Here is a 23,736-nt window from a genome sequence, read left to right on the forward strand (position 1 = left end):
TATGAATAATATGGTTGATTGAATAACTGTTTATCATGATGATAAATTGAGTTTTTAAAAATAATGGTATATTACACCATTGTTATAGCGTTTAAGAAATCAACAACTTTACGATAAATAGTGATTGCTTCGTCATTAGGTCTACGATCAAAATCATGCTCGTTTTTATTCACGCGTTCAAATGTTGAATGTGGAACATGATTCATGATATGTTCGCTTTCCTCAACGGGAACATCATAATCGCCATTACAATGCGCAACGAAAACAGGTGGAAGTGTTTTAAGTTCATTTGGTGAGATGTTGTATTTTGAATCGGTATAATCAGCAATATTAATCATATTTATCCATTTACCTGTGCCACGTGCATAAACGTAGATTAAAAAACGTTGTGCGATTTGATCTTGAACAACCGGTGTTGGTGAAGTGAGTTGTGCAATCATTGTTTCGTTTACGCTTTGAGCTATTTTAGCGTAATAGCTATTAGTTGTTTTAAAAGGTTCAGTGTTGATGCGACTATAACCATAAAAATCAATAACACCATCAATATCTCTGTCTCGTGCAATTAATAGACTTAAATATGCACCTGATGATCTGCCAAAGGTAAAAATAGGGCAATTAGAATATTGTGATTGAATCGCATCGAATGATGCTTAGACATCCTCAATAATGCAATCGAGACTTACTTCTGGTAATAAGCGATAACTTAGTTGAATTAAATCGTAATGTTCCGTAAGGATATCGATATACTGTGGGGATAAATCGTTAGCTTTACCGAACATTAATCCACCACCGTGGATATAGACAATAGCGCCTTTTGTTGGTTGATTTTTTGCTTTAATAATTGTGTAGGGTAATTCAAATGCATCTTTAGTAATTACTTTATCTTTAATTTCAGTCACGACTATACAGACTCCTTATTTTTGAAATTGATGTCATTATAACACTGTATTAAATTTCCATGAAAAATAGTCTTAAGACGATGAGTCATGATAATTCTGTTCCAATTGACGTAAAGCGTCACGGGTATGCTTCTTTAGACCTTCCCCATAATCCATCATTTTAACAATATCTTTAAAAGCAGCATGTGGAATGGCTAAATCTTCTAAATCTGCCATAGAAAATTCAAGATTGATATCATGTGGTCGGTGTTCAGCAAGTTTATGCACAAAGTCAGGTTCTGTGACAAAAGGCGAAGACATGCCGACCATATCTGCATGTTGTAAAGCATCTAAAGCAGACTCTGGAGAATTAATCCCGCCACTTGCAATTAAAGGGATACGACCTGCTAAATGTTCATAGACAATTTGGTTAACTGGCCGACCGAAATGTTCACCTGGTGTACGAGACGTATTTTGATAAATATGTCGACCCCAGCTAGTGATTGCTAAATATTGGATGTTTGAAACGTCCATGACCCAATCGATTAATTGATTGAACTCGTCAATGGTATATCCTAAATCACTACCTCTGGTTTCTTCTGGCGTTGCTCGAAATCCTAAAATAAAATTGTCAGGTGCTTCTTTATCAATCACTTCTTGTACCGCACGCATAACTTCTAAACATAATCTTGCACGATTTTTTAATGAGTCGGCACTGTAATGGTCTGTACGTTTATTCGAAAAAGTTGAGAAAAATGTTTGAATCAGCAAACGTTGTGCAATCGAAATTTCCACACCATCAAACCCTGCTTTAATCGCGCGTAATGTAGCATCGTGATACTGCTGAATGATACTATTGATTTTCTCATGAGACATGGCGATAACATCGTGTTCAATCGGTGAATGCAACGTCATAGGGCTTGGTCCATACACCTTTCCAAAATTTAAAATTGCTTGATTTGAAAAACGACCAGCATGCGCTAGCTGAATAATAGCGAGGCTACCATGTTGTTTCATCGTAGATGCCATGTTAGTTAATCCAGGGATACAAGCATCATGGTCAATATTAAAGCCGTATTCAAACAATTGACCATAAGGTTCAATGTAAGCAGCGCCGGTGACTTGCATACCAGCTGAATTAGAGCGACGTGCAGCATAAGCCAAGTCTGCCTTTGTAATATAGCCTTCTTTTGTTGATGCGTTTACGGTCATTGGTGATAATACAAAGCGATTCGAAATTTTGATGCCATTAGGTAAGTGGATTGATTGTAAAAGTGGTTTGTATCGGTACATACTATGATTCCTTTTCTATTCAATATTGTTTTCAAAGTACCATGGAAAGAATGAATAATCAATGATGAACAGTCTTGATAGAATAGAATTGGTACATGGAAAACATTTTTAAAATTAAAATTAAACTAATGAATGGCATTTGTAGGTCTGAAAATATGAATATGAAAAAGAAAAATAAAAGCGAAAAGATATAAAAGTTAATTGAAAAACGTTATCATATACGTGGGTATATGAAGAGGGAATGGTATTAAGAACGTTAAAATGTTATGTCGGTTTGACATGACAGGATAAGTTTGGAGATGACGGATTGGTTAAATTAAGCGTATTAGACTATGCCTTAATAGATGAAGGTAAGGATGCACAAAAGGCGTTGCAGGATTCAGTGACACTTGCAAAATTAGCAGATCGACTTGGCTTTAAGCGAATTTGGTTTACGGAACATCATAATGTACCAGCGTTTGCGTGTAGTAGTCCAGAACTTTTGATGATGCATACATTGGCGCAGACAAATCACATACGAGTTGGCTCTGGTGGTGTGATGTTGCCGCACTATCGACCTTATAAAATTGCTGAGCATTTTAGAATGATGGCAGCGTTATATCCAAATCGTATTGATTTAGGTATTGGTAATAATCCCGGTACTACTATGGTAAAGCAAGCTTTAGATGGAATAAATCCTACATATGATAGTTACGATGAATCGATTTCGTTATTACGTGATTATCTTACAATAAAGGATAAACCAAGTGCGCATACGTTAGGTGTCCAACCACACATTGATCATTTTCCAGAAATGTGGTTATTAAGTAGTAGCGCAACATCTGCCAAAATAGCTGCCGAACTAGGTATAGGGCTTTCTGTTGGAACATTTTTGCTACCAGATATAAATGCGATACATGCAGCGAAGGATAACATTGATATTTACAAAAAACATTTCCAAGCATCAACGATTAAAATGGACGCAAAGGTGATGGCATCTGTATTTGTCATTGTAGCTGATAATGAAGCGGAAGTAGCAGCATTGCAACATGCCTTAGATGTTTGGTTATTAGGTAAATTACAATTTGCAGAATTTGAACATTTTCCATCGGTAGACACAGCACAAAAGTATAAGCTTAATGATCGAGACAAAGAGGTGATTCAAGCACATCAAGCACGCATCATTGCAGGTACACAAGAACAGGTTAAAGCACAATTAGATGATTTCATTGCTACGTTTGAAGTTGATGAGGTGTTAGTAGCACCGCTTATTCCAGGCATTGAACAGCGTTGTAAAACATTAAAATTACTCGCAGAAATCTATTTGTAGCATTTTAAATAGAAGAGAAAGGATGAAGATAAGATGAAAAAGTTAGCCAATTATTTATGGGTAGAAAAAGTAGGAGATTTGTATGTGTTTAGTATGACACCTGAATTGCAAGATGATATTGGGACGGTAGGTTATGTTGAATTCGTAAGTCCAGATGAAGTTAAAGTGGATGATGAAATTGTGAGTATCGAAGCATCGAAAACGGTCATTGATGTGCAAACGCCATTGTCAGGAACGATTATTGAGCGAAATACAAAAGCGGAAGAAGAACCGACAATTTTAAATTCTGAAAAACCAGAAGAAAATTGGTTGTTCAAATTGGATGATGTCGATAAAGAAGCATTCCTGGCATTACCGGAGGCTTAAATGGAAACATTAAAATCAAATAAAGCGAGACTTGAATATTTAATCAATGATATGCGTCGAGAGAGAAATGACAATGACGTATTGGTAATGCCATCTTCATTTGAAGATTTGTGGGAATTATATCGAGGCTTAGCAAATGTCAGACCGGCATTACCTGTAAGTGATGAATATTTAGCTGTACAAGATGCTATGTTAAGTGATTTGAATCGTCAACATGTTACGGATTTGAAGGATTTGAAGCCGATTAAAGGTGACAATATCTTTGTTTGGCAAGGTGATATCACGACATTAAAAATCGATGCTATTGTTAATGCTGCAAATAGTCGTTTTCTAGGATGTATGCAAGCTAATCATGACTGCATTGATAATATTATTCATACAAAAGCGGGTGTTCAAGTTCGACTTGATTGTGCAGAGATTATTCGACAACAAGGGCGCAATGAAGGTGTAGGTAAAGCCAAAATAACACGTGGATATAATTTGCCAGCAAAGTATATAATTCATACGGTTGGTCCGCAAATACGTCGATTGCCTGTTTCAAAGATGAATCAGGACTTGTTAGCTAAATGCTATTTGAGTTGTCTTAAGCTTGCTGATCAACATAGTTTAAATCATGTCGCTTTTTGCTGTATATCTACAGGTGTATTTGCTTTTCCTCAAGATGAAGCAGCAGAAATTGCTATTCGAACAGTAGAAAGCTATCTCAAAGAAACAAATTCAACATTGAAAGTCGTGTTCAATGTATTTACAGATAAGGATTTACAACTGTATAAGGAGGCATTGAACCGTGATGCAGAGTAGTAAATGGAATGCAATGTCTCTTTTAATGGATGACAAGACAAAGCAGGCTGAAGTATTGCGTACTGCGATTGATGAAGCAGATGCGATAGTGATTGGAATTGGTGCAGGCATGTCTGCATCTGACGGATTTACATATGTAGGAGAGCGTTTTACGGAAAATTTCCCAGATTTCATTGAAAAATATCGCTTTTTTGATATGTTGCAAGCGAGTTTACATCCTTATGGCAGTTGGCAAGAGTATTGGGCATTTGAGAGTCGTTTTATTACATTAAACTATTTAGATCAACCTGTAGGTCAGTCTTATCTCGCATTAAAATCCTTAGTGGAAGGTAAACAGTACCATATCATAACTACGAATGCAGACAATGCTTTCGATGCTGCTGAATATGATATGACTCATGTATTTCATATACAAGGGGAGTATATACTGCAACAGTGTAGTCAGCATTGTCATGCTCAAACGTATCGCAATGATGATTTAATTCGTAAAATGGTTGTTGCGCAACAAGATATGCTTATACCTTGGGAGATGATTCCAAGATGTCCAAAATGTGATGCCCCAATGGAAGTGAATAAACGTAAAGCGGAAGTTGGCATGGTTGAAGATGCTGAATTTCATGCGCAACTACAACGTTATAATGCTTTTCTAGAGCAACATCAAGATGATAAAGTGTTGTATTTGGAAATTGGAATTGGTTATACTACACCACAATTTGTGAAGCATCCTTTTCAGCGTATGACACGTAAAAATGAAAATGCCCTTTATATGACGATGAATAAAAAAGCATATCGCATTCCGAATTCAATTCAAGAACGTACCATACATTTGACTGATGATATCTCAACATTGATTACAGTAGCACTCCGGAACGACAGCACAACGAAAAATAACAACATTGGAGAGACAGAAGATGTACTTAATAGAACCGATTAGAAATGGAGAATATATTACTGATGGTGCGATTGCACTCGCTATGCAAGTTTATGTTAACCAGAATATCTTTTTAGATGAAGATATTTTATTTCCTTATTATTGTGATCCAAAAGTGGAAATTGGACGTTTTCAAAATACTGCTATAGAAGTGAATCAAGATTATATAGATAAACACAGTATTCAAGTAGTTCGCCGAGATACTGGTGGTGGCGCTGTGTATGTTGATAAAGGTGCCGTTAATATGTGTTGTATTTTAGAACAAGACACTTCAATTTATGGTGATTTTCAACGATTTTATCAACCAGCTATAAAGGCGTTGCATGCATTAGGTGCGACAGATGTGATACAAAGCGGTAGAAATGATTTAACATTGAATGGTAAAAAAGTGTCAGGCGCCGCAATGACATTAATGAACAATCGTATTTATGGCGGTTATTCGCTATTACTTGATGTTAATTATGAAGCAATGGATAAAGTGTTAAAGCCTAATCGCAAAAAGATTGCATCGAAAGGGATTAAATCTGTGCGTGCACGTGTTGGTCATCTTAGAGAAGCACTGGATGAAAAGTATCGTGATATAACCATTGAAGAATTTAAAAATTTAATGGTGAGGCAGATTTTGGGAATCGATGACATTAAAGAGGCAAAACGATACGAATTATCTGATGAAGATTGGGAATCGATTGAAGAATTGGCGAGTAAAAAGTATAAAAATTGGGATTGGAATTATGGGAAGTCACCCAAATATGAATATAATCGAAGTGAAAGATTATCATCAGGTACTGTAGATATTACCATTTCTGTTGAACAAAATCGTATTGCAGATTGTAGAATTTTTGGTGATTTCTTTGGACAAGGTGACATAAAAGATGTGGAACAAGCATTACAAGGAACAAAAATGACAAGAGAAGATTTAACGCATCAGTTAAAGCAATTAGACATCGTTTATTATTTTGGTAATGTTACGGTGGAATCATTGGTTGAGATGATTTTAAGTTAATTTTGTTTAGGCGTTAATGTCGCACCCTCGTTAAACATTATTTAATATAATACAAAAACACCGTCCATAAGTAAGTGGCTTTCCTCTTGATAAAAGGGGCATTCACTCAATATGTGACGGTGTTTTATATTTTTACGTTAGCACTATTGCTGTGGCTTTTGACGACCTTTTAATAAAATTGCTGTCGCACCTACGATAATAATAAATAGAATCGCACCAAATAATCCCATATATTTTACTGCGTTACCGAACACGATACCGACAGCTAAAAAGTCTGTATCTGAGAAAGTTGTTGCAGCACCACCTAATTCGCCTAAAAATGGCAAGAATAATAATGGTAAAAACGTTATTAGGATACCATTTAGAGCGGCGCCAGCAACAGCACCTTTAATACCGCCTCTTGCATTACCGAATACAGCAGCCGTTGCACCTAAGAAGAAGTGTGCAACTACGCCAGGTAAAATGACGACGCCACCAAATAAGAATAAGATAAACATACCGATGACACCTGTAATAAAGCTGACAAAGAATCCAATTAGTACTGCATTTTGTGCATAAGGGAACACAATAGGGCAGTCTAATGCAGGTTTAGAATTTGGTACAAGCTTTTCAGAAATGCCTTTAAATGCTGGGACGATTTCAGCTAAGATTAAGCGAACGCCCGTTAAAATAATGAATACACCAGCAGCAAATGTCACGCCTTGAATTAATGAAAAGACAATAAAGTTTTGACCATCACTAATAGATTCGTGTACATAACTAACGCCCGCAAATAAGCATGCGATGAAGTAAAGTAATGCCATCGTAATCGAGATACTAATTGTACTTTCTCGCAAGAAACTTAATCCTTTTGGAAATTTAATCTCTTCCGTTGATTTAGACTTACCTTTGAATAATTGACCTACAGCACCTGCGGCAAAGTAACTGATTGAGCCGAAATGACCTAACGCTACTTGATCATTCCCTGTAATTTTTCGCATCGTAGGTTGGAGTAATGCAGGTAAGACTGCCATGATTAATCCTAATACGAGTGCGCCGATAACAATCGTTAGCCAGCCTTTAATATGACTGACTGTTAAAATGATTGCTAAAAACGCAGCCATGTAAAATGTATGATGACCTGTTAAAAAGATATATTTTAAATTAGTGAAGCGGGCAATTAAAATATTAACAATCATGCCACAGACCATGATGAGTGCAGCTGTTGTTCCAAAATCTTTTAAGGCTAGTGAGACGATAGCTTCGTTATTAGGTACGATACCTTGCACACCGAATGCGTGTTGGAATATTTTGCCGAATGGCTCAAGAGATCGAACGACGACATCAGCACCTGCACTTAAAATTAAGAAGCCTAATATCGTTTTAATGGTTCCTGAAGTGATTGTTGCGGCAGGTTTTTTCTGAACGATTAAACCTATAAAGGCAATCAGTGCAACAAGAATGGCTGGTTGACTTAAAATATCGACTATAAAATTAAGGATTGCTTGCATAGGTCGTACCTCCTTTAAATCATGTTAAGTTGTTGTAATTTTTCTGCGAGCTTTTGTTGTAATTCAGCTTTGTCTAAAATATTATCAAGAACTAAGACATCCCCTAGACGTTCGGCATTTTCAGCTAAATCTCTACCACAAATAAACAAGTCAGCCATCTCTGGACTTGCTGTCATAATGTCACTATGTTCAACTTCGATATCAGATGGTGCATTAAGTTGCCTAAGTGCTTCTTGTGCGTTCATTTCTACCATAAAACTACTTCCTAAACCGTGGCCACATACTACTAAAATTTTCATATTAATCATGCTCCTTTAAAATGTTTTTAATGTCTTGTGCGTTTGTTGCAGTTAATAGTTGCTGGACTGTTTGGTTATCGCCCAGTACGGTTGCTAAATTTTGTAATACAGATAAGTGTGAATGATTGTCGATGGCACTCAATACAAAAATGAGTGATGCGTAGTGATCTTCATCACAAAATGCCACATGTTGATTCAACTTTAATAGACTTAAACCAACTTGATGTACGTCATTGTTTGGTCTTGCATGTGCAATTGCAATTTCAGGTGCGATAACGATATAAGGTCCAAGCTCATTAACGCTATCAATCATTGCTTGAACATAGCCTTGTTCAATAATTTGTTCTTGTAGTAATGGCTGAGAAGCTATAGTTATAGCTTCAGTCCAATCATTTACTTGTTCTTTTACAATGATGCGTGTTGTTGACAAAATGTCTAATGACACGTTATTAAGCCTCCTTTGTCATAGTTAAAGCAATGTGTTGTTTAATTTTAAAAATATTCCCATCTAAGAAATCTTGTCGATATAAGTCGTTGCTTAAGCATTCGCTTAACTGTCCCAATGCCTTTAAATGTGCATTGGGGTGGTCTGTTGCTAATGTAATTACAAGGTGAACGGGATCGTTAGCTTTACTACCAAAAATAATCCCTTCAGTGAAATAAGTTAGTGTGAAACCTACACCATTCTGTACATAATCAGTACCAGCGTGAATAAGTGCAATATGTGGACTAATGACCATATATGACCCGAATTGTTCTAATTGTTTTAAAATTGCAGCTGTATAATTTGAATTGACAATGCCATCATTGATTAAAGGTTGCACAGCCACTGTAATTGCCGATTCAATTGATAATGGTTGTTTATTTATTATGATGCGATGTTCAGGCAATAAATCTGCGAGTGACTTGCCATCAGTTGCCATTTTCATGACTCGTTGTTCTCTTGAGTCATTGATAATTTGATTCAATTTTTGACGAGATTGCTGGTTGATAAATGGATCGACATGAATAACTGGTACAGCTGAGATTTCACAAGGTACTGTTGAAATGACATAATCAATGTTATCTTGCAATAATCGACTTTCTTCCAATTGATAAATGGAGTAGGCATCCCAAATGTGAAACTCAGGATACAGATGATTTAGTTTTGATTTTAAAAGTTGCGACGTGCCTATACCAGAACCACATAGTAAGACAACCTTAATCATTGATTGTTTATGTGTTGCAACACGCTCTATACTTGATGCGAAATGAATTGTAATGTATGTTAATTCATCTTCGTTGAAGCGAATAGCAGCATCTTGTTCAATTGGGCTAATATGCTTGCTAACGGCTTCAATGATTTGAGGATAGCGACGCATAACTTCTTGCCTCAAAGGATTAGGTTGTAGCATATCGTATTTAATACGATGTATAGCTGGTTTGATATGTGTGATCAGACTGGTATGCAACTTGTTGTCTTTTGACATGTCAATGCCTAATTCTTGGCTAACACAAGTGATCAATTCATGTATATTTTGCGATAAATCATGGTATTCAAAGGTAATTGAAGATGCTGTATGTTCGGTCATTTTAGAGCCTAGTAAATGTAACGTGATAAAGATAATTTCAGACTCTGGAAATGTGACATTACAACTGCGTTCTAAGTTTTCTATCAGTTTTGAAGCAATAGCATACTGATTAGTATGTCGCCATTTATCAATTTCATTGATAGGTATATCGAACGAAAAATTTTCATTTAAACGCTGAATGGCAATGAGTATATGATAGATTAAGCCATCGATAGCCGACTGAACTAATTGATAATTTTCACTATTTAATGTCTTAATAATGGCACGGCGAACCAATGCGATAGATTCTGAATTAAAGATATCAGCCTCTATAAAAGGTGCAGCTTGTTTCATATATTGATGTATAAAGTGTGCATACGCTTTACGATAATGATCTTCCTCACCAATAATATTGAATCCTTTATTGTGGACATAATTTAACTTTAAATGGTATTGATCTAGTTGGGCTTGAATCATTTTAATATCATCTGCAATTGTCCGACGCGAAACATTAACATCTTGTGCAAGTTGCTTTGTTGAAACAGGATCAGTTGTTTCGAATAACTTTAAAGCGATATGTGTGAGTCGCTCATCTTTTGAAAAATGAATTTGATTCGTTAGATTGTGCTCTAATTCATTTAATATCGTTGTGTTAGCTGTTGTTACTTTGATGCCTGCAGCTTTATTACGGCTGACTTGGTAATGATAAGTTTCAGCATATTGCTCAATATATGCTATATCATATTGAATGGTACGAGGTGATACACCAAGTTGATTAGCAATGGTATTGATTGGAATAAACGTTTGCTCATGAATTAAAAGATACAAAATTTCGATTTGTCTATAACTTAACAACGTAATATCCTCCTGTTTGTAATTGTAAGCGATTTCTTAAAAACGTAGATATGCAATCTCTTTCATATTTTAATCCGAAAAATTGCATATCAAAATGTTTATGGCGCAAGATTTTATAGGAACTTTTAAAATAAATTAGATTTTCATGTTGACAATTTAAAAATGTCGCAGTATATTTAGTTAGACATCTAACGAAATGGTGGTGCAATAAATGGAATTCACTTATTCGTATTTATTTAGAATGATTAGTCATGAGATGAAACAAAAGGCTGATCAAAAGTTAGAGCAATTTGATATTACAAATGAGCAAGGTCATACGTTAGGTTATCTTTATGCACATCAACAAGATGGACTGACACAAAATGATATTGCTAAAGCATTACAACGAACAGGTCCAACTGTCAGTAATTTATTAAGGAACCTTGAACGTAAAAAGTTGATTTATCGCTATGTCGATGCACAAGATACGAGAAGAAAGAATATAGGACTGACTACCTCTGGGATTAAACTTGTAGAAGCATTCACTTCGATATTTGATGAAATGGAGCAAACACTCGTATCGCAGTTATCTGAAGAAGAAAATGAACAAATGAAAGCAAACTTAACGAAAATGTTATCTAGTTTACAATAAATGGTAAGCGTGACTGGTAGAAATCAGTCACTTTATCTTTAATGTTATAGTTAGATATCTAATTGTTAGTGAGCTAATTATTGAAAAAGACAAGGAGTATTGAACAATGAAAGACGAACAATTATATTATTTTGAGAAATCGCCAGTATTTAAAGCGATGATGCATTTCTCATTGCCAATGATGATAGGGACTTTATTAAGCGTTATTTATGGCATATTAAATATTTACTTTATAGGATTTTTAGAAGATAGCCACATGATTTCTGCTATCTCACTAACACTGCCAGTATTTGCTATCTTAATGGGGTTGGGTAATTTATTTGGCGTTGGTGCAGGAACTTATATTTCACGTTTATTAGGTGCGAAAGACTATAGTAAGAGTAAATTTGTAAGTAGTTTCTCTATTTATGGTGGTATTGCACTAGGACTTATCGTAATTTTAGTTGCTTTACCATTCAGTGATCAAATCGCAGCAATTTTAGGGGCTAGAGGTGAAACGTTAGCTTTAACAAGTAATTATTTGAAAGTAATGTTTTTAAGTGTGCCTTTTGTAATTTTATTCTTCATATTAGAACAATTTGCACGTGCAATTGGGGCACCAATGATTTCTATGATTGGTATGCTAGCTAGTGTAGGCTTAAATATTATTTTAGATCCAATTTTAATTTTTGGTTTTGATTTAAACGTTGTTGGTGCAGCTTTGGGTACTGCAATCAGTAATGTTGCTGCTGCTCTGTTCTTTATCGTTTATTTTATGAAAAATAGTGACGTTGTGTCAGTTAATATTAAACTTGCGAAACCTAATAAAGAAATGCTTTCTGAAATCTTTAAAATAGGTATTCCTGCATTTTTAATGAGTATCTTAATGGGATTCACAGGATTAGTTTTAAATTTATTTTTAGCACATTATGGAAACTTCGTGATTGCAAGTTATGGTATCTCATTTAGACTTGTGCAATTTCCAGAACTTATTATCATGGGATTATGTGAAGGTGTTGTACCATTAATTGCATATAACTTTATGTCAAATAAAGGTCGTATGAAAGACGTTATCAAAGCAGTTATCATGTCTATCGGCGTTATCTTTGTTGTATGTATGATTGCTGTATTTACAATTGGTCATCATATGGTCGGACTATTTACTACTGATCAAGCCATCGTTGAGATGGCGACATTTATTTTGAAAGTAACAATGACATCATTATTATTAAATGGTATAGGTTTCTTGTTTACTGGTATGCTTCAAGCAACTGGTCAAGGTCGCGGTGCTACAATTATGGCCATTTTACAAGGTGTGGTTATCATTCCAGTACTATTTATTATGAATGCTTTGTTTGGACTAACAGGTGTCATTTGGTCATTATTAATTGCTGAGTCACTTTGTGCTTTAGCAGCAATGTTAATCGTCTATTTATTACGTGATCGTTTGACAGTTGATACATCTGAATTAATAGAAGGTTAAATATTTCGTACACTTCTGGCTGAGTATATTTCGGTCGGAAGTGTATTTTTCAAATAAAAAATAAATATATGATACGATTATGAAAAAATAAAGTGAGAATGGCATATGTATAAATCTAAAATACTGTTGAAATATATTTTTAGTGAAGAATCAGAAGTTAAAGATTTAACTGAAGAAAAATATAATCAAGATTACGAAGCATTAACATTTAGCTTTAAAGAGGAAACATATCAAAGTAGGTTAGCTAAGAAAACACCGACTAAAGCAGGGTATTTTGTTACATGTTGGACAAAAGACGAGAACAATTGTAATCAACCATACTCAAAAGAGGCATTTGCAGATTACTTAATGATTATAGTTATTGATGAAGAATTAAGCGGTTATTTTTTATTTCCTAGGGAATTATTGATAGAAAAAGGTATCTTAACTACATTTGAACATAAAGGTAAGATGGCTTTTAGAGTTTATCCTAAGTGGTGTAATCAATTGAATAAAAGAGCAGAGCAAACACAAAAGTGGCAATGTAAATATTTTTTGAATACTAATTAAAAAGTCATATGGTTGAACTTATAAGAGATGAATATATCATCTTTCGATAAGATAACCATATGACTTTATTTTTTATCATTTAATGATGAACGGTTTCTTGTCCTACTTTATTCCAAGTGAGGATAAAGCTCAACATTGCAAACACACTGATTGCTGTTAATAAAATAAAACCGACATCCCATCCGAATTTATCAACTACAGCACCTAAGACGATGTTGGCCATTACAGCACCAAACAGATAACCAAATAATCCTGTTAATCCAGCTGCTGTGCCAGCTGCTTTTTTAGGTACATAATCTAATGCTTGTAAACCAATTAACATAACTGGTCCATATATTAAGAAACCAATGGCAATTAATGAGACATTGTCTAACCAAGCATTGCCTGGAGGATTTAACCAATAAATTAATACAAATACTGTGACACCTAACATAAAGAAGAAACCTGCAGGTCCACGACGACCTTTGAATAATTTATCAGAAATGTAACCACATAATAATGTACCAGGAATTCCAGCCCATTCGTATAAGAAGTATGCCCAACCTGATGCTTTTAAGTCGAAATGTTTTTCTTCACTTAAGTAGACTGGCGCCCAATCAAGTACACCATAACGCACGAAATAAACAAATATATTTGCAAAGGCAATTGCCCATACCCATTTATTGTTCAGTACATATTTAAATAAAATTTCTTTTGTAGTTAATTCTGTTTCTAATGTTTTCTTATCGCTTGTAGCAAAGTCATTTTTATAAATTTCGATTGGAGGTAAACCTTGAGATTGAGGTGTGTCTCTAATCAATACGTATGAAATTGCGGCAATGATAAGTGCTAAGAGTGCAGGGTAAATGAATACACCTTCGAAACCTTTTAAATAACCAAAGTTGATAAATGCTGTTGTTGTAATACCCCAAGCAGCAATAGGTGCCATAATACCTCCACCAACATTATGCGCAACGTTCCAAAGGGCAGTCTTACTTCCGCGTTCACTTACACTAAACCAGTGAACGAGAACACGGCCTGAAGGTGGCCAGCCCATACCTTGAAACCATCCATTTAAGAATAATAGGACAAACATAATACCGATACCTGATGTAAAGAACGGTACAAATCCCATTAACAAATTGACGATAGCAGTGAGTACTAATCCAAGAACTAAGAATATCCGAGCATTGCTCCGATCACTTACAGTACCCATAAAGAACTTACTAAATCCATATGCGATGGAAACAGCAGAAAGTGCAAAACCTAGTTCCGCTTTTGTAAAACCTTGCTCTTGCAATGCCGGCATCGCTAATGAAAAGTTTTTACGTAATAAATAGTACCCAGCGTAACCGATGAAAATACCAAGAAATACTTGGAGACGTAATCGTTTATAGGTATCATCTATCTGATTTTCTGGCAAAGGCTTAATATGCTTTGCAGGTTTAAGAAAATTCATAAAATCCTCCTTAATATGTATTTATATGCATTTTGTGCGATAAACTTATATTAGACATGTATGAAAGCGTTGTCAATATACTTTTGTGAAATCTTGAAGATTTAGTTTTTGAAGTATTTTATAAACGTTTAGAAAAAATAAATTGCCACACATAAATTTATAATTATGCAATTATTATGGCGTTTTACATACTAGCTGTGTATCTACGAATGAGTGCAAACATATTTTTATTTGCAGAAAAGGGGTAAATGGCATATAACTATCTTTTTTATGTAAGTTGGTATAAAATTTATACTAATAGGAGGGATAGTATGAATATAGTAGGGCATCATCACATATCCATGTATACAAAAGATGCAAAACGTAATAAGGATTTTTACACAAATGTCCTTGGATTACGATTGGTTGAAAAGTCGGTTAATCAAGACAATCCTTCAATGTATCATTTGTTTTATGGGGACGAAGTAGGTACAGCCGGAACAATTTTAAGCTTTTTTGAAATTCCCAATGCGGGTCATAAGCAGCCAGGTACTGAAACGATTTATCGATTTTCATTATTAGTACCAAATCAAGCGGCACTTCATTATTTTGAAAAACGTCTTGAGAATAATGGTATTAAGTCTGAACATTTGTACTATCTTGGACAAGAAGGTGTTGTTTTTAAAGATGAAGACGACTTAGAAATCATACTGCTTGTTAATGATAGTTTTGAAGTACCACATCAATGGCAACATAACGCTTATAGTGAAATACCTCAAGCATATCAAATTTTAGGAATAGGGCCAGTAGAATTAAGAGTTAGAAATGCAGCGCGTACGGTAGAATTTTTGGAAAATGTCTTAGGTTATCGCAAAAGAGATAATAAATCATTCGATGTGCTGACATTAGCACCACAAGGTTTATATTCGGATTTTGTAGTTATTGAGCAACAGGAACAACGTGAAAGACCTGGACGAGGTTATATCCATCATATTGCAGTTAATACACCACAAATGAGTGAATTAGATGTAATTTACAAGAAATTACAACAACAACCACAAAGTAATTCGGGTATAATTGATCGCTATTTCTTTAAATCATTATACTATCGACATAATTCAATTATGTATGAATTTGCGACTGAAGCGCCTGGATTTACTATTGATACACCTGTTGAACAATTAGGAAGTCAATTGAACTTGCCCGACTTTTTAGAAGCAGAACGTGAACAAATTGAAAGTAAGTTACACGAAATATAAAGGAGAATGTTTAATGGCAAAATTAGAAATGAATAAAAATACGCCTCTTGAGTTTGGTTTGTATTCCTTAGGTGATCATTTATTGAATCCATTTAAAGGTGAAAAAGTTAGTTATGAGCAACGTATTAATGAAATTATTGAAGCAAGTAAATTAGCAGATGAAGCGGGTATTGATGTTTTTGCAGTTGGTGAAAGTCATCAGGAGCATTTTACAACACAGGCACATACGGTTGTGTTAGGTGCAATTGCCCAAGCGACAAAGCATATTAAAGTTTCAAGTTCTTCAACGATTATTAGTGCAACAGATCCTGTAAGAGTATTTGAAGACTTCGCGACATTAGATTTGATTTCTCATGGTAGAGCCGAAATTGTGGCTGGTAGAGCATCAAGAACAGGTATTTTTGATTTGTTTGGCTATGATTTAAAAGACTATGATGAATTGTTTGAAGAAAAATTAGGTTTACTTTTAGAGTTAAATAAAACTGAACGTATTACTTGGTCTGGAAAATATCGTCCAGAACTTAGAAATATGAAAATATTCCCAAGACCAATCGATAATACATTGCCAATATGGCGTGCTGTTGGTGGTCCACCTGCAAGTGCTATCAAAGCGGGGAAACAAGGTGTGCCAATGATGATTACAACCCTTGGTGGCCCAGCAATGAACTTTAAAGATTCTATAGATGCTTATCGTCAAGCAGCAACTGAAGCAGGTTTCGATGCTTCGCCCAAGTCTTTACCAGTAAGTACAGCGAGTCTGTTTTATACAGCTGAAACAACTCAGGATGCTATGAGAGAATTTTATCCACATTTGAATACAGGGATGTCATTTATTCGTGGCGTTGGTTATCCGAAACAGCAATTTGCTAATTCACCAGATTATAGAGAAGCGCTAATGGTTGGAAGCCCGCAACAAATTATTGAAAAGATATTGTATCAACACGAGTTGTATGGTCATCAACGTTTTATGGCACAGCTTGATTTTGGCGGTGTGCCATTTGAAAATGTAATGAAGAATATAGAGTTAATTGGCAACGACATTATACCGGCGATTAAAAAGCATTTATCAAAATAGGAGGGGCGTCATCATGAATATTGTATTATTGTCAGGTTCCACAGTAGGTTCTAAAACGAGAATTGCTATGGATGATTTAAAAAATGAACTAGAAGTCATCAATGAGGGACACCAAATAGAATTGATGGATTTACGAGATCTCGAATTAGAATTTAGTGTTGGAAAGAATTATCTAGATACTACAGGAGATGTATATAAATTAACGACGTCTTTAATGCAGGCTGATGTGATTTTTATTGGTTTTCCAATTTTTCAAGCTTCCATCCCTGGTGCTTTGAAAAATGTGTTTGATTTACTTCCAGTCAATGCGTTTCGTGATAAGGTAATAGGACTTGTAGCGACAGCAGGTTCTAGTAAACATTATTTAATTCCTGAAATGCATTTAAAACCAATATTGAGTTACATGAAAGCACATACGATGCAAACGTATGTATTTATTGAAGAGAAAGATTTTTCAAATCAACAAATTGTCAATGATGATGTTGTATTTCGTTTGAAAGCGTTGGCACAATCCACAATGCGAACTGCTAAAGTACAACAACAAGTGCTTGAAGAAGAAAACAACCAATACGACTTTTAAAGTATAAAAATAAGACGCTCGGCACACTATATTTGTAAGTGTTTGAGCGTCTTTTTATATTAACTATATAGCCAGTGAACGACGATAAAGGCAAGTGATGACAAGCATATTGAGGTAATAATGATTGTCATAAGCGGTTTAAGTGCGCGATTTTTAAGATCTTTAAAAGCAACATTTAACCCTAAAGCAACCATGGCCATTAATAAGCAAATTGTTGATACGGTATTTAAAATATTTAGCAATGCTGATGGAATAGTTACATATGTATTCACTAAGGCCATAATGACAAATCCAATTAAAAAGTATGGAATGCTTATTCGACCCTTGCTAGATGATTCTGATGAACGGAAACGCATAATTAAAATAAGTACGATGGTTAATGGAATCAGTAAGAATACTCTACCAAGTTTACCAAGAAGTGCGATTTTAAGTGCATCACTACCACCAAAGCCACCAGCTAAGACAACGTGTGCAATTTCATGAAGACTAACGCCGGACCAAGCGCCATAAACATTTGTCGTCATTGAAAAGATAGCGTAGATAGCTGTATATATAAGTGAAAATATCGTACCAATCAATGCGATGATACCGATACTAATAGCTGTATCCTTTTCACGTGATTTGAATATTGGAGCTACTGCAGCAATAGCGGCAGCACCACAAACGCCTGTACCTACACCTAGTAATAATGCGATGTTTTTGTCACCATGCAACAGTTTGTTGACAAAGAGCATCATTACAATACTGAAAATAACGACACCTACATCGATGGCTAATAGTCTACTACCTTGACCGATAATATCGAATATATTGAGTTTAAGTCCATATAGGATGATTGCAAATCTTAATAAATATTTAGATGAAAACGTAATACCTGAGCTATATTGTTCAGGATATCCTCTAAAGTGACGATATAGAATAGCGATTAATATCGCGATAGTTAATGCGCCAACCTTATCTAAGATTGGCAATTTAGCTGCTAAAAAGCTAAATAATGCGACTATAAATGTTAATGATAGTCCAATCATAAAATGCTTATTTTTCAATGATGCCATGAGCAGTGCCTCCTTTAATAGCATTTTAGCACTGTTTTGTCGTATTTTTAAATATAAATTTGGAATGAATAATAAAATGGTATTTAAATTGAGTTGTGTGATACGGAATAGGGTGATGTGTAAGAAGCGCTACATAATAAATCATTAGTGGGTCTTTATCAATTCTATTTCACTCCCTTAGTTGATAGAAAACAAATTTAATATGCAAGGTGAAATAACAATATGTTATTATAGTGATAATTTACAGAATTATATGAAAAATGAATGAGGATGTGATGGTATGTTTGGAATGAAAGTGAATGAACTAATAAGGTTAAAAATTTTAGAGGCCCATGACACAGAGGCACTTTTCAATTTAGTCAATCGTTCAAGAGATTCACTTAGGGAATGGTTACCTTGGGTAGATGCAACTGAGCAGCCATCAGATACGCATGCGTTTATTAAAAGAGGACTTTTGCAATTTGCTGATGGTAATGGATTTCAGTGTGGTATTTGGTATGAGGGAACGCTAGTTGGTGTCATAGGTTTACATGAAATTAATCACATGCACAGAAAAACTTCATTAGGGTATTATTTAGATAAACAATATGAGGGTCATGGGATTATGACGCAAGCAGTTGAGGCATTGATAAAGTATTGCTTCGAAGAGATTGACTTAAACCGAATTGAGATTAGTGCCGCAGTTAATAATGAAAAAAGCCAAGCTATTCCTGAAAGACTGGGATTTACTAGAGAAGGTATGTTACGTGACAATGAATTACTAAATGGTATTTATTCATCGAGTTACATCTATAGTTTATTAAAATCAGAATATAATGAAGGATGATAAATCAGACTACAAAAGAGTAATGACTTACATATAAGTGTTACTCTTTTATTTATTTTCAAACTAAAAAGGTTGTTGACAGTATTATTTTATAACAATATAATGATTTTGATAATTATTATCAACTAGATAATGTTCGTGGGAGGATGCCTTAAAATCATCATTTTAAGAGCCACGTATTATCTTGGCATTTAGGGAGTGTGAGATAGTACGAATGAGGGCATGTCTATGTGGATAATAGAATTTCTATAATGAGGTGTCAAAATGAAAAAGTTAACAACGCTATTATTAGCATCAACGTTATTAATTGCTGCATGTGGGAACGACGATAGTAAGAAGGATGATTCAAAGACATCGAAAAAAGATGATGGTGTTAAAGCAGAATTAAAACAAGCAACAAAAGCATATGATAAATATACTGATGAACAGTTAAATGAATTTTTAAAAGGTACAGAAAAATTTGTTAAAGCGATTGAAAATAATGATATGGCCCAAGCAAAAGCGTTATATCCAAAAGTTCGCATGTATTATGAACGCTCTGAACCAGTTGCAGAAGCATTTGGAGATTTAGATCCTAAAATTGATGCACGTCTTGCAGATATGAAAGAAGAGAAAAAGGAAAAAGAATGGTCAGGATATCATAAGATTGAAAAAGCATTATACGAAGATAAGAAAATTGATGATATGACTAAAAAAGATGCACAACAATTATTGAAAGATGCAAAAGAATTGCATGCCAAAGCTGATACATTAGATATCACACCAAAATTAATGTTGCAAGGTTCTGTTGACCTATTAAATGAAGTTGCAACTTCTAAAATCACAGGTGAAGAAGAAATTTATTCACATACAGATTTATATGATTTTAAAGCGAACGTTGAAGGCGCACAAAAAATTTATGACTTATTTAAACCTATTTTAGAGAAAAAAGATAAAAAATTAAGTGATGATATTCAAATGAACTTCGATAAAGTGAATCAATTATTGGATAAGTATAAAGATAACAACGGCGGTTATGAGTCATTTGAAAAAGTATCTAAGAAAGACCGTAAAGCATTTGCGGATGCTGTTAATGCATTAGGAGAGCCACTAAGTAAAATGGCTGTGATTACTGAATGACAAATTATGAACAAGTTAACGATAGTACGCAATTTTCAAGACGTACATTTTTGAAAATGTTAGGTATTGGCGGTGCCGGTGTTGCAATTGGCGCAAGTGGTGTTGGTAGCATGTGGTCTTTCAAATCAATGTTCAATACACCAGAAGATCCGGAAAAAGATGCGTATGAATTTTATGGTAAAGTGCAACCAGGCATTACCACACCAACGCAAAAAACATGCAATTTCGTTGCGTTAGATTTGAAGTCAAAAGATAGAGATGCAATTAAGGCAATGTTTAAAAAGTGGACGCTTATGGCTGATCGTATGATGGATGGTGATACAGTTGGCAAGACGAGTAACAATCCTTTAATGCCACCAGTAGATACCGGTGAATCGATAGGATTAGGTGCAAGCAAGTTAACGATTACCTTTGGGATTAGTAAGTCTTTGATGAAGAAAATTGGGTTATCTAGTAAAATTCCCGATGCCTTTAAAGATTTACCGCATTTTCCGAATGATCAGTTAATAGACGATTACAGCGATGGTGATATTATGATTCAAGCATGCTCAAATGATTCGCAAGTATCCTTTCATGCGGTTCATAATTTAGTTCGTCCATTTCGAGATATTGTTAAGGTACGTTGGGCGCAATCTGGTTTTATCTCTGCTAAAGGTAAGGAAACACCTAGAAATTTAATGGCATTTAAAGATGGAACAATTAATCCTAGAAAGAGTAATCAACTTAAAGATTATGTGTTTATTGATGACGGATGGGCGAAACATGGAACTTATTGTGTTGTCAGACGTATTCAAATACACATTGAAACGTGGGATCGTACTGCACTGGAAGAACAAGAGGCTACATTTGGTCGCAAGCGACATAGTGGTGCACCGTTAACAGGTGGGAAAGAGTTTGATGAAATTGACTTAAAAGCGAAAGATAGTCATGGCGAGTATATTATTGATAAAGATGCCCATACGAGACTAGCGAAAGAAGCAAATACGTCAATTTTACGTAGAGCCTTTAATTATGTTGATGGTACGGATGACCGCACAGGTAACTTTGAAACAGGCTTGTTGTTCATTGCTTTTCAAAAAGCGACCCAACAATTTATCGATATTCAAAACAATTTAGGTAGTAATGATAAGTTAAATGAATATATTACACATAGAGGTTCTGCTTCATTTATAGTATTACCAGGTGTTAGTAAGGGAGGATACCTTGGTGAAACATTATTTGACTAAAATTATAGCAATGCTAATTACTGCTGCTATGGTGTGTAACTTTGGGTTATTGAAAAGTCAGGCAGCAGAACAACAAAGTATTAGTGATGTATATAGTGTGATAACGGATTCGAAATCTGCACTTTCTAATAATTCGATATCGAATGACAATAAGCAGAAAGCAATTGAGCAAGTGGTAAGTGCAGTTAAGAAATTATCGCTTGAAGATAATAGCGAAGGTAATGCTGTCAAATCAAATGTGAGAAAGCTTGAAGATGCAAAAGCGAATGATAATCAAAAAGATACACTTTCGCAATTAACGAAGTCATTAATTGCTTATGAAGAGAAATTGGCTAGTAAAGATGCGGGTTCTAAAATTAAACTATTACAACAGCAAGTCGATGCCAAAGATGCTGCGATGACAAAAGCGATTAAAGACAAAAATAAAGCGGAATTAGAATCTTTGAACAATAGTTTGAATCAGATTTGGACTAGTAATGAAACAGTGATTCGCAATTATGACGTAAATCAATATGGACAAATTGAAGTCGCATTATTACAACTTAGAATTGCAATTCATAAGTCACCATTAGATACGGCAAAAGTGTCACATGCTTGGACAACTTTTAAATCAAATATTGATCATGTCGATAAAAAAAGTGGTACGTCTGCAAATGATCAATACCATGTATCACAATTAAATGATGAGTTAGAGAAGGCGATTAAAGCTATCGACAACAATCAATTGTCGGATGCTGATGCTGCGCTTACACATTTTATAGAAATTTGGCCGTATGTTGAAGGGCAAATTCAAACTAAAGACGGTGCTTTGTATACGAAAATTGAAGATAAAATACCATATTATCAAAGTGTATTAGACGAACATAATAAAGCACATGTGAAAGATGGCTTAGTAGAATTAAATAACCAAATTAAAGAGGTTGTTGGCCATAGTTATAGCTTCGTCGATGTGATGATTATCTTTTTACGTGAAGGACTAGAAGTGTTATTAATTGTAATGACATTGACTACTATGACGCGTAATGTCAAAGATAAGAAGGGTACTGCAAGTGTAATTGGTGGTGCAATTGCCGGACTTGTATTGAGTATCGTTTTAGCAATTACATTCGTAGAAACACTAGGGAATAGCGGTATGCTTCGTGAGAGTATGGAAGCGGGATTAGGTATCGTTGCGGTCATATTAATGTTTATCGTTGGTGTTTGGATGCATAAACGTTCGAATGCGAAACGCTGGAATGATATGATTAAAAATATGTATGCCAATGCGATTAGTAATGGTAATTTGGTATTGTTAGCGACGATTGGTTTAATATCTGTGTTGCGTGAAGGTGTTGAGGTTATCATTTTCTATATGGGAATGATAGGCGAATTAGCGACCAAAGATTTTGTCATAGGTATCGCCTTGGCCATCGTGATATTAATTGTCTTTGCGCTATTATTTAGATTTATCGTCAGATTGATACCTATATTTTATATATTTAGAGTATTGTCGATCTTTATTTTTATTATGGGATTCAAAATGCTTGGCGTAAGTATTCAAAAATTACAATTATTAGGTGTGATGCCAAGACATGTTATTGAAGGATTCCCAACGATTAACTGGTTGGGCTTCTATCCAAGTTATGAACCATTAATAGCACAAGCTGCCTATATTATGGTAGTTGCTATCTTAATCTTTAAATTTAAAAAATAAAAAACAGGCCGAGTGCCTGTTTTTTTTGTTGCTGTATGGCGGATTATCGTAGCATTGCAGATATCGCGG

The 23,736-nt window shown here is 34.8% G+C and carries 23 protein-coding genes and 1 pseudogene; 16 read left to right on the forward strand and 8 right to left on the reverse strand.

Going from position 1 to position 23,736, the window contains the following annotated elements:
- Window positions 1-71: 71 nt before the first annotated feature.
- Both JV528_RS00490 and JV528_RS00495 read right to left on the reverse strand, forming a co-directional pair.
- Window positions 72-899, reverse strand: a pseudogene (locus tag JV528_RS00490) (alpha/beta hydrolase).
- Between the two features lie 72 nt (window positions 900-971).
- On the reverse strand, window positions 972-2,171 hold the full coding sequence (locus JV528_RS00495) for an NADH-dependent flavin oxidoreductase (protein WP_204177113.1): 1,200 nt from the start codon (window positions 2,169-2,171) through the stop codon (window positions 972-974).
- Window positions 2,172-2,266: 95 nt separating this feature from the next.
- Between JV528_RS00495 and JV528_RS00500 the strand changes: the two genes are divergently transcribed.
- The 6 genes from JV528_RS00500 to lplA all read left to right on the forward strand — a co-directional run bounded on the left by JV528_RS00500 (window position 2,267) and on the right by lplA (window position 6,581).
- Complete coding sequence (locus JV528_RS00500; RefSeq protein ID WP_014532562.1) at window positions 2,267-2,365, forward strand: hypothetical protein; 99 nt, start codon at window positions 2,267-2,269, stop codon at window positions 2,363-2,365.
- 113 nt (window positions 2,366-2,478) lie between these two features.
- Window positions 2,479-3,480 carry an LLM class flavin-dependent oxidoreductase gene (locus tag JV528_RS00505; protein ID WP_000240064.1) on the forward strand — a complete coding sequence of 334 codons (1,002 nt, stop codon included), beginning with the start codon at window positions 2,479-2,481 and terminating at the stop codon, window positions 3,478-3,480.
- A 33-nt stretch (window positions 3,481-3,513) separates the two neighbouring features.
- Window positions 3,514-3,846, forward strand: coding sequence for a glycine cleavage system H family protein (locus JV528_RS00510; protein ID WP_000731878.1), 333 nt, complete (start codon window positions 3,514-3,516; stop codon window positions 3,844-3,846).
- Window positions 3,847-4,647, forward strand: coding sequence for a protein-ADP-ribose hydrolase (locus JV528_RS00515; protein WP_065315603.1), 801 nt, complete (start codon window positions 3,847-3,849; stop codon window positions 4,645-4,647).
- Window positions 4,637-5,581: an SIR2 family NAD-dependent protein deacylase gene (locus JV528_RS00520; RefSeq protein WP_001191940.1), complete on the forward strand. Its 945-nt coding sequence runs from the start codon at window positions 4,637-4,639 to the stop codon at window positions 5,579-5,581. The genes JV528_RS00515 and JV528_RS00520 overlap by 11 nt, the downstream gene beginning before the upstream one ends.
- Complete coding sequence (gene lplA, locus JV528_RS00525) at window positions 5,559-6,581, forward strand: lipoate--protein ligase (protein ID WP_204177118.1); 1,023 nt, start codon at window positions 5,559-5,561, stop codon at window positions 6,579-6,581. Before JV528_RS00520 ends, lplA begins: the two co-directional genes overlap by 23 nt.
- 143 nt (window positions 6,582-6,724) lie before the next feature.
- Here lplA and JV528_RS00530 read toward each other — a convergent pair whose 3' ends face one another.
- Genes JV528_RS00530 through JV528_RS00545 form a run of 4 tightly spaced genes read right to left on the reverse strand, consistent with a single transcriptional unit; the run spans window position 6,725 to window position 10,775 of the window.
- On the reverse strand, window positions 6,725-8,071 hold the full coding sequence (locus JV528_RS00530; RefSeq protein ID WP_001147973.1) for a PTS ascorbate transporter subunit IIC: 1,347 nt from the start codon (window positions 8,069-8,071) through the stop codon (window positions 6,725-6,727).
- A gap of 14 nt (window positions 8,072-8,085) precedes the next feature.
- Window positions 8,086-8,370 (reverse strand): PTS sugar transporter subunit IIB, encoded by a 285-nt coding sequence (locus JV528_RS00535; RefSeq protein ID WP_000699537.1) that lies wholly within the window; start codon window positions 8,368-8,370, stop codon window positions 8,086-8,088.
- Between the two features lies 1 nt (window position 8,371).
- Window positions 8,372-8,815, reverse strand: a complete 444-nt coding sequence (locus JV528_RS00540) for a PTS sugar transporter subunit IIA (protein WP_000050762.1) — start codon at window positions 8,813-8,815, stop codon at window positions 8,372-8,374.
- 4 nt (window positions 8,816-8,819) lie between these two features.
- Window positions 8,820-10,775 carry a BglG family transcription antiterminator gene (locus JV528_RS00545; RefSeq protein WP_000954285.1) on the reverse strand — a complete coding sequence of 652 codons (1,956 nt, stop codon included), beginning with the start codon at window positions 10,773-10,775 and terminating at the stop codon, window positions 8,820-8,822.
- A 211-nt stretch (window positions 10,776-10,986) separates the two neighbouring features.
- On the opposite strand from JV528_RS00545, the gene mepR reads away from it, so the two are divergent.
- From mepR to JV528_RS00560, 3 genes are all read left to right on the forward strand, one after another.
- Window positions 10,987-11,406 carry a multidrug efflux transporter transcriptional repressor MepR gene (gene mepR, locus JV528_RS00550; RefSeq protein ID WP_000397416.1) on the forward strand — a complete coding sequence of 140 codons (420 nt, stop codon included), beginning with the start codon at window positions 10,987-10,989 and terminating at the stop codon, window positions 11,404-11,406.
- Between the two features lie 106 nt (window positions 11,407-11,512).
- Window positions 11,513-12,868 carry a multidrug efflux MATE transporter MepA gene (gene mepA / locus JV528_RS00555; protein WP_204177120.1) on the forward strand — a complete coding sequence of 452 codons (1,356 nt, stop codon included), beginning with the start codon at window positions 11,513-11,515 and terminating at the stop codon, window positions 12,866-12,868.
- Between the two features lie 105 nt (window positions 12,869-12,973).
- Window positions 12,974-13,417 (forward strand): MepB family protein, encoded by a 444-nt coding sequence (locus JV528_RS00560; protein ID WP_000278309.1) that lies wholly within the window; start codon window positions 12,974-12,976, stop codon window positions 13,415-13,417.
- 79 nt (window positions 13,418-13,496) lie between these two features.
- Here JV528_RS00560 and glpT read toward each other — a convergent pair whose 3' ends face one another.
- A complete protein-coding gene (gene glpT, locus JV528_RS00565; protein WP_001010116.1) occupies window positions 13,497-14,855 on the reverse strand; it encodes a glycerol-3-phosphate transporter in 1,359 nt (452 codons plus the stop codon).
- Between the two features lie 311 nt (window positions 14,856-15,166).
- Here glpT and JV528_RS00570 point away from each other — a divergent pair, with 311 nt between their 5' ends.
- From JV528_RS00570 to JV528_RS00580, 3 genes are read left to right on the forward strand one after another with little or no spacing between them, the layout of a single operon-like run.
- Entirely contained in the window at window positions 15,167-16,093 is a 927-nt protein-coding gene (locus JV528_RS00570) for a VOC family protein (protein ID WP_204177121.1), read from the forward strand.
- A gap of 13 nt (window positions 16,094-16,106) precedes the next feature.
- Complete coding sequence (locus tag JV528_RS00575; RefSeq protein ID WP_001086100.1) at window positions 16,107-17,168, forward strand: LLM class flavin-dependent oxidoreductase; 1,062 nt, start codon at window positions 16,107-16,109, stop codon at window positions 17,166-17,168.
- 13 nt (window positions 17,169-17,181) lie between these two features.
- Window positions 17,182-17,748, forward strand: coding sequence for an NADPH-dependent FMN reductase (locus JV528_RS00580; RefSeq protein WP_001028426.1), 567 nt, complete (start codon window positions 17,182-17,184; stop codon window positions 17,746-17,748).
- Between the two features lie 59 nt (window positions 17,749-17,807).
- Here the strand turns inward: JV528_RS00580 and JV528_RS00585 are convergent, their stop codons facing one another.
- Window positions 17,808-18,803, reverse strand: coding sequence for a YeiH family protein (locus JV528_RS00585; RefSeq protein ID WP_000157635.1), 996 nt, complete (start codon window positions 18,801-18,803; stop codon window positions 17,808-17,810).
- A 280-nt stretch (window positions 18,804-19,083) separates the two neighbouring features.
- On the opposite strand from JV528_RS00585, the gene JV528_RS00590 reads away from it, so the two are divergent.
- From JV528_RS00590 to JV528_RS00605, 4 genes are all read left to right on the forward strand, one after another.
- On the forward strand, window positions 19,084-19,629 hold the full coding sequence (locus JV528_RS00590; RefSeq protein ID WP_000467631.1) for a GNAT family N-acetyltransferase: 546 nt from the start codon (window positions 19,084-19,086) through the stop codon (window positions 19,627-19,629).
- Window positions 19,630-19,893: 264 nt separating this feature from the next.
- Window positions 19,894-20,748: an iron uptake system protein EfeO gene (gene efeO, locus JV528_RS00595; RefSeq protein WP_000737192.1), complete on the forward strand. Its 855-nt coding sequence runs from the start codon at window positions 19,894-19,896 to the stop codon at window positions 20,746-20,748.
- On the forward strand, window positions 20,745-21,974 hold the full coding sequence (gene efeB / locus JV528_RS00600) for an iron uptake transporter deferrochelatase/peroxidase subunit (protein ID WP_065315600.1): 1,230 nt from the start codon (window positions 20,745-20,747) through the stop codon (window positions 21,972-21,974). The genes efeO and efeB overlap by 4 nt, the downstream gene beginning before the upstream one ends.
- Entirely contained in the window at window positions 21,955-23,667 is a 1,713-nt protein-coding gene (locus JV528_RS00605; protein ID WP_065315599.1) for an FTR1 family iron permease, read from the forward strand. Before efeB ends, JV528_RS00605 begins: the two co-directional genes overlap by 20 nt.
- Window positions 23,668-23,736 lie beyond the last annotated feature (69 nt).

It is taken from the genome of Staphylococcus sp. GDB20D11A (genome assembly GCF_016893255.1).
GTDB classification, from domain to species: Bacteria; Bacillota; Bacilli; order Staphylococcales; family Staphylococcaceae; genus Staphylococcus; species Staphylococcus aureus.

What these genes read in the sequence shown, in the direction of transcription:
- JV528_RS00535 (WP_000699537.1), bottom strand. Translation starts at nt 8,370, where the DNA reads ATGAAAATTTTAGTAGTATGTGGCCACGGTTTAGGAAGTAGTTTTATG.
- JV528_RS00520 (WP_001191940.1), top strand. Translation starts at nt 4,637, where the DNA reads ATGCAGAGTAGTAAATGGAATGCAATGTCTCTTTTAATGGATGACAAG.
- JV528_RS00590 (WP_000467631.1), top strand. Translation starts at nt 19,084, where the DNA reads ATGTTTGGAATGAAAGTGAATGAACTAATAAGGTTAAAAATTTTAGAG.
- JV528_RS00570 (WP_204177121.1), top strand. Translation starts at nt 15,167, where the DNA reads ATGAATATAGTAGGGCATCATCACATATCCATGTATACAAAAGATGCA.
- JV528_RS00495 (WP_204177113.1), bottom strand. Translation starts at nt 2,171, where the DNA reads ATGTACCGATACAAACCACTTTTACAATCAATCCACTTACCTAATGGC.
- lplA (WP_204177118.1), top strand. Translation starts at nt 5,559, where the DNA reads ATGTACTTAATAGAACCGATTAGAAATGGAGAATATATTACTGATGGT.
- mepA (WP_204177120.1), top strand. Translation starts at nt 11,513, where the DNA reads ATGAAAGACGAACAATTATATTATTTTGAGAAATCGCCAGTATTTAAA.
- JV528_RS00575 (WP_001086100.1), top strand. Translation starts at nt 16,107, where the DNA reads ATGGCAAAATTAGAAATGAATAAAAATACGCCTCTTGAGTTTGGTTTG.
- JV528_RS00515 (WP_065315603.1), top strand. Translation starts at nt 3,847, where the DNA reads ATGGAAACATTAAAATCAAATAAAGCGAGACTTGAATATTTAATCAAT.
- mepR (WP_000397416.1), top strand. Translation starts at nt 10,987, where the DNA reads ATGGAATTCACTTATTCGTATTTATTTAGAATGATTAGTCATGAGATG.
- JV528_RS00560 (WP_000278309.1), top strand. Translation starts at nt 12,974, where the DNA reads ATGTATAAATCTAAAATACTGTTGAAATATATTTTTAGTGAAGAATCA.
- glpT (WP_001010116.1), bottom strand. Translation starts at nt 14,855, where the DNA reads ATGAATTTTCTTAAACCTGCAAAGCATATTAAGCCTTTGCCAGAAAAT.
- efeB (WP_065315600.1), top strand. Translation starts at nt 20,745, where the DNA reads ATGACAAATTATGAACAAGTTAACGATAGTACGCAATTTTCAAGACGT.
- JV528_RS00500 (WP_014532562.1), top strand. Translation starts at nt 2,267, where the DNA reads ATGGAAAACATTTTTAAAATTAAAATTAAACTAATGAATGGCATTTGT.
- JV528_RS00530 (WP_001147973.1), bottom strand. Translation starts at nt 8,071, where the DNA reads ATGCAAGCAATCCTTAATTTTATAGTCGATATTTTAAGTCAACCAGCC.
- JV528_RS00580 (WP_001028426.1), top strand. Translation starts at nt 17,182, where the DNA reads ATGAATATTGTATTATTGTCAGGTTCCACAGTAGGTTCTAAAACGAGA.
- JV528_RS00585 (WP_000157635.1), bottom strand. Translation starts at nt 18,803, where the DNA reads ATGGCATCATTGAAAAATAAGCATTTTATGATTGGACTATCATTAACA.
- efeO (WP_000737192.1), top strand. Translation starts at nt 19,894, where the DNA reads ATGAAAAAGTTAACAACGCTATTATTAGCATCAACGTTATTAATTGCT.
- JV528_RS00510 (WP_000731878.1), top strand. Translation starts at nt 3,514, where the DNA reads ATGAAAAAGTTAGCCAATTATTTATGGGTAGAAAAAGTAGGAGATTTG.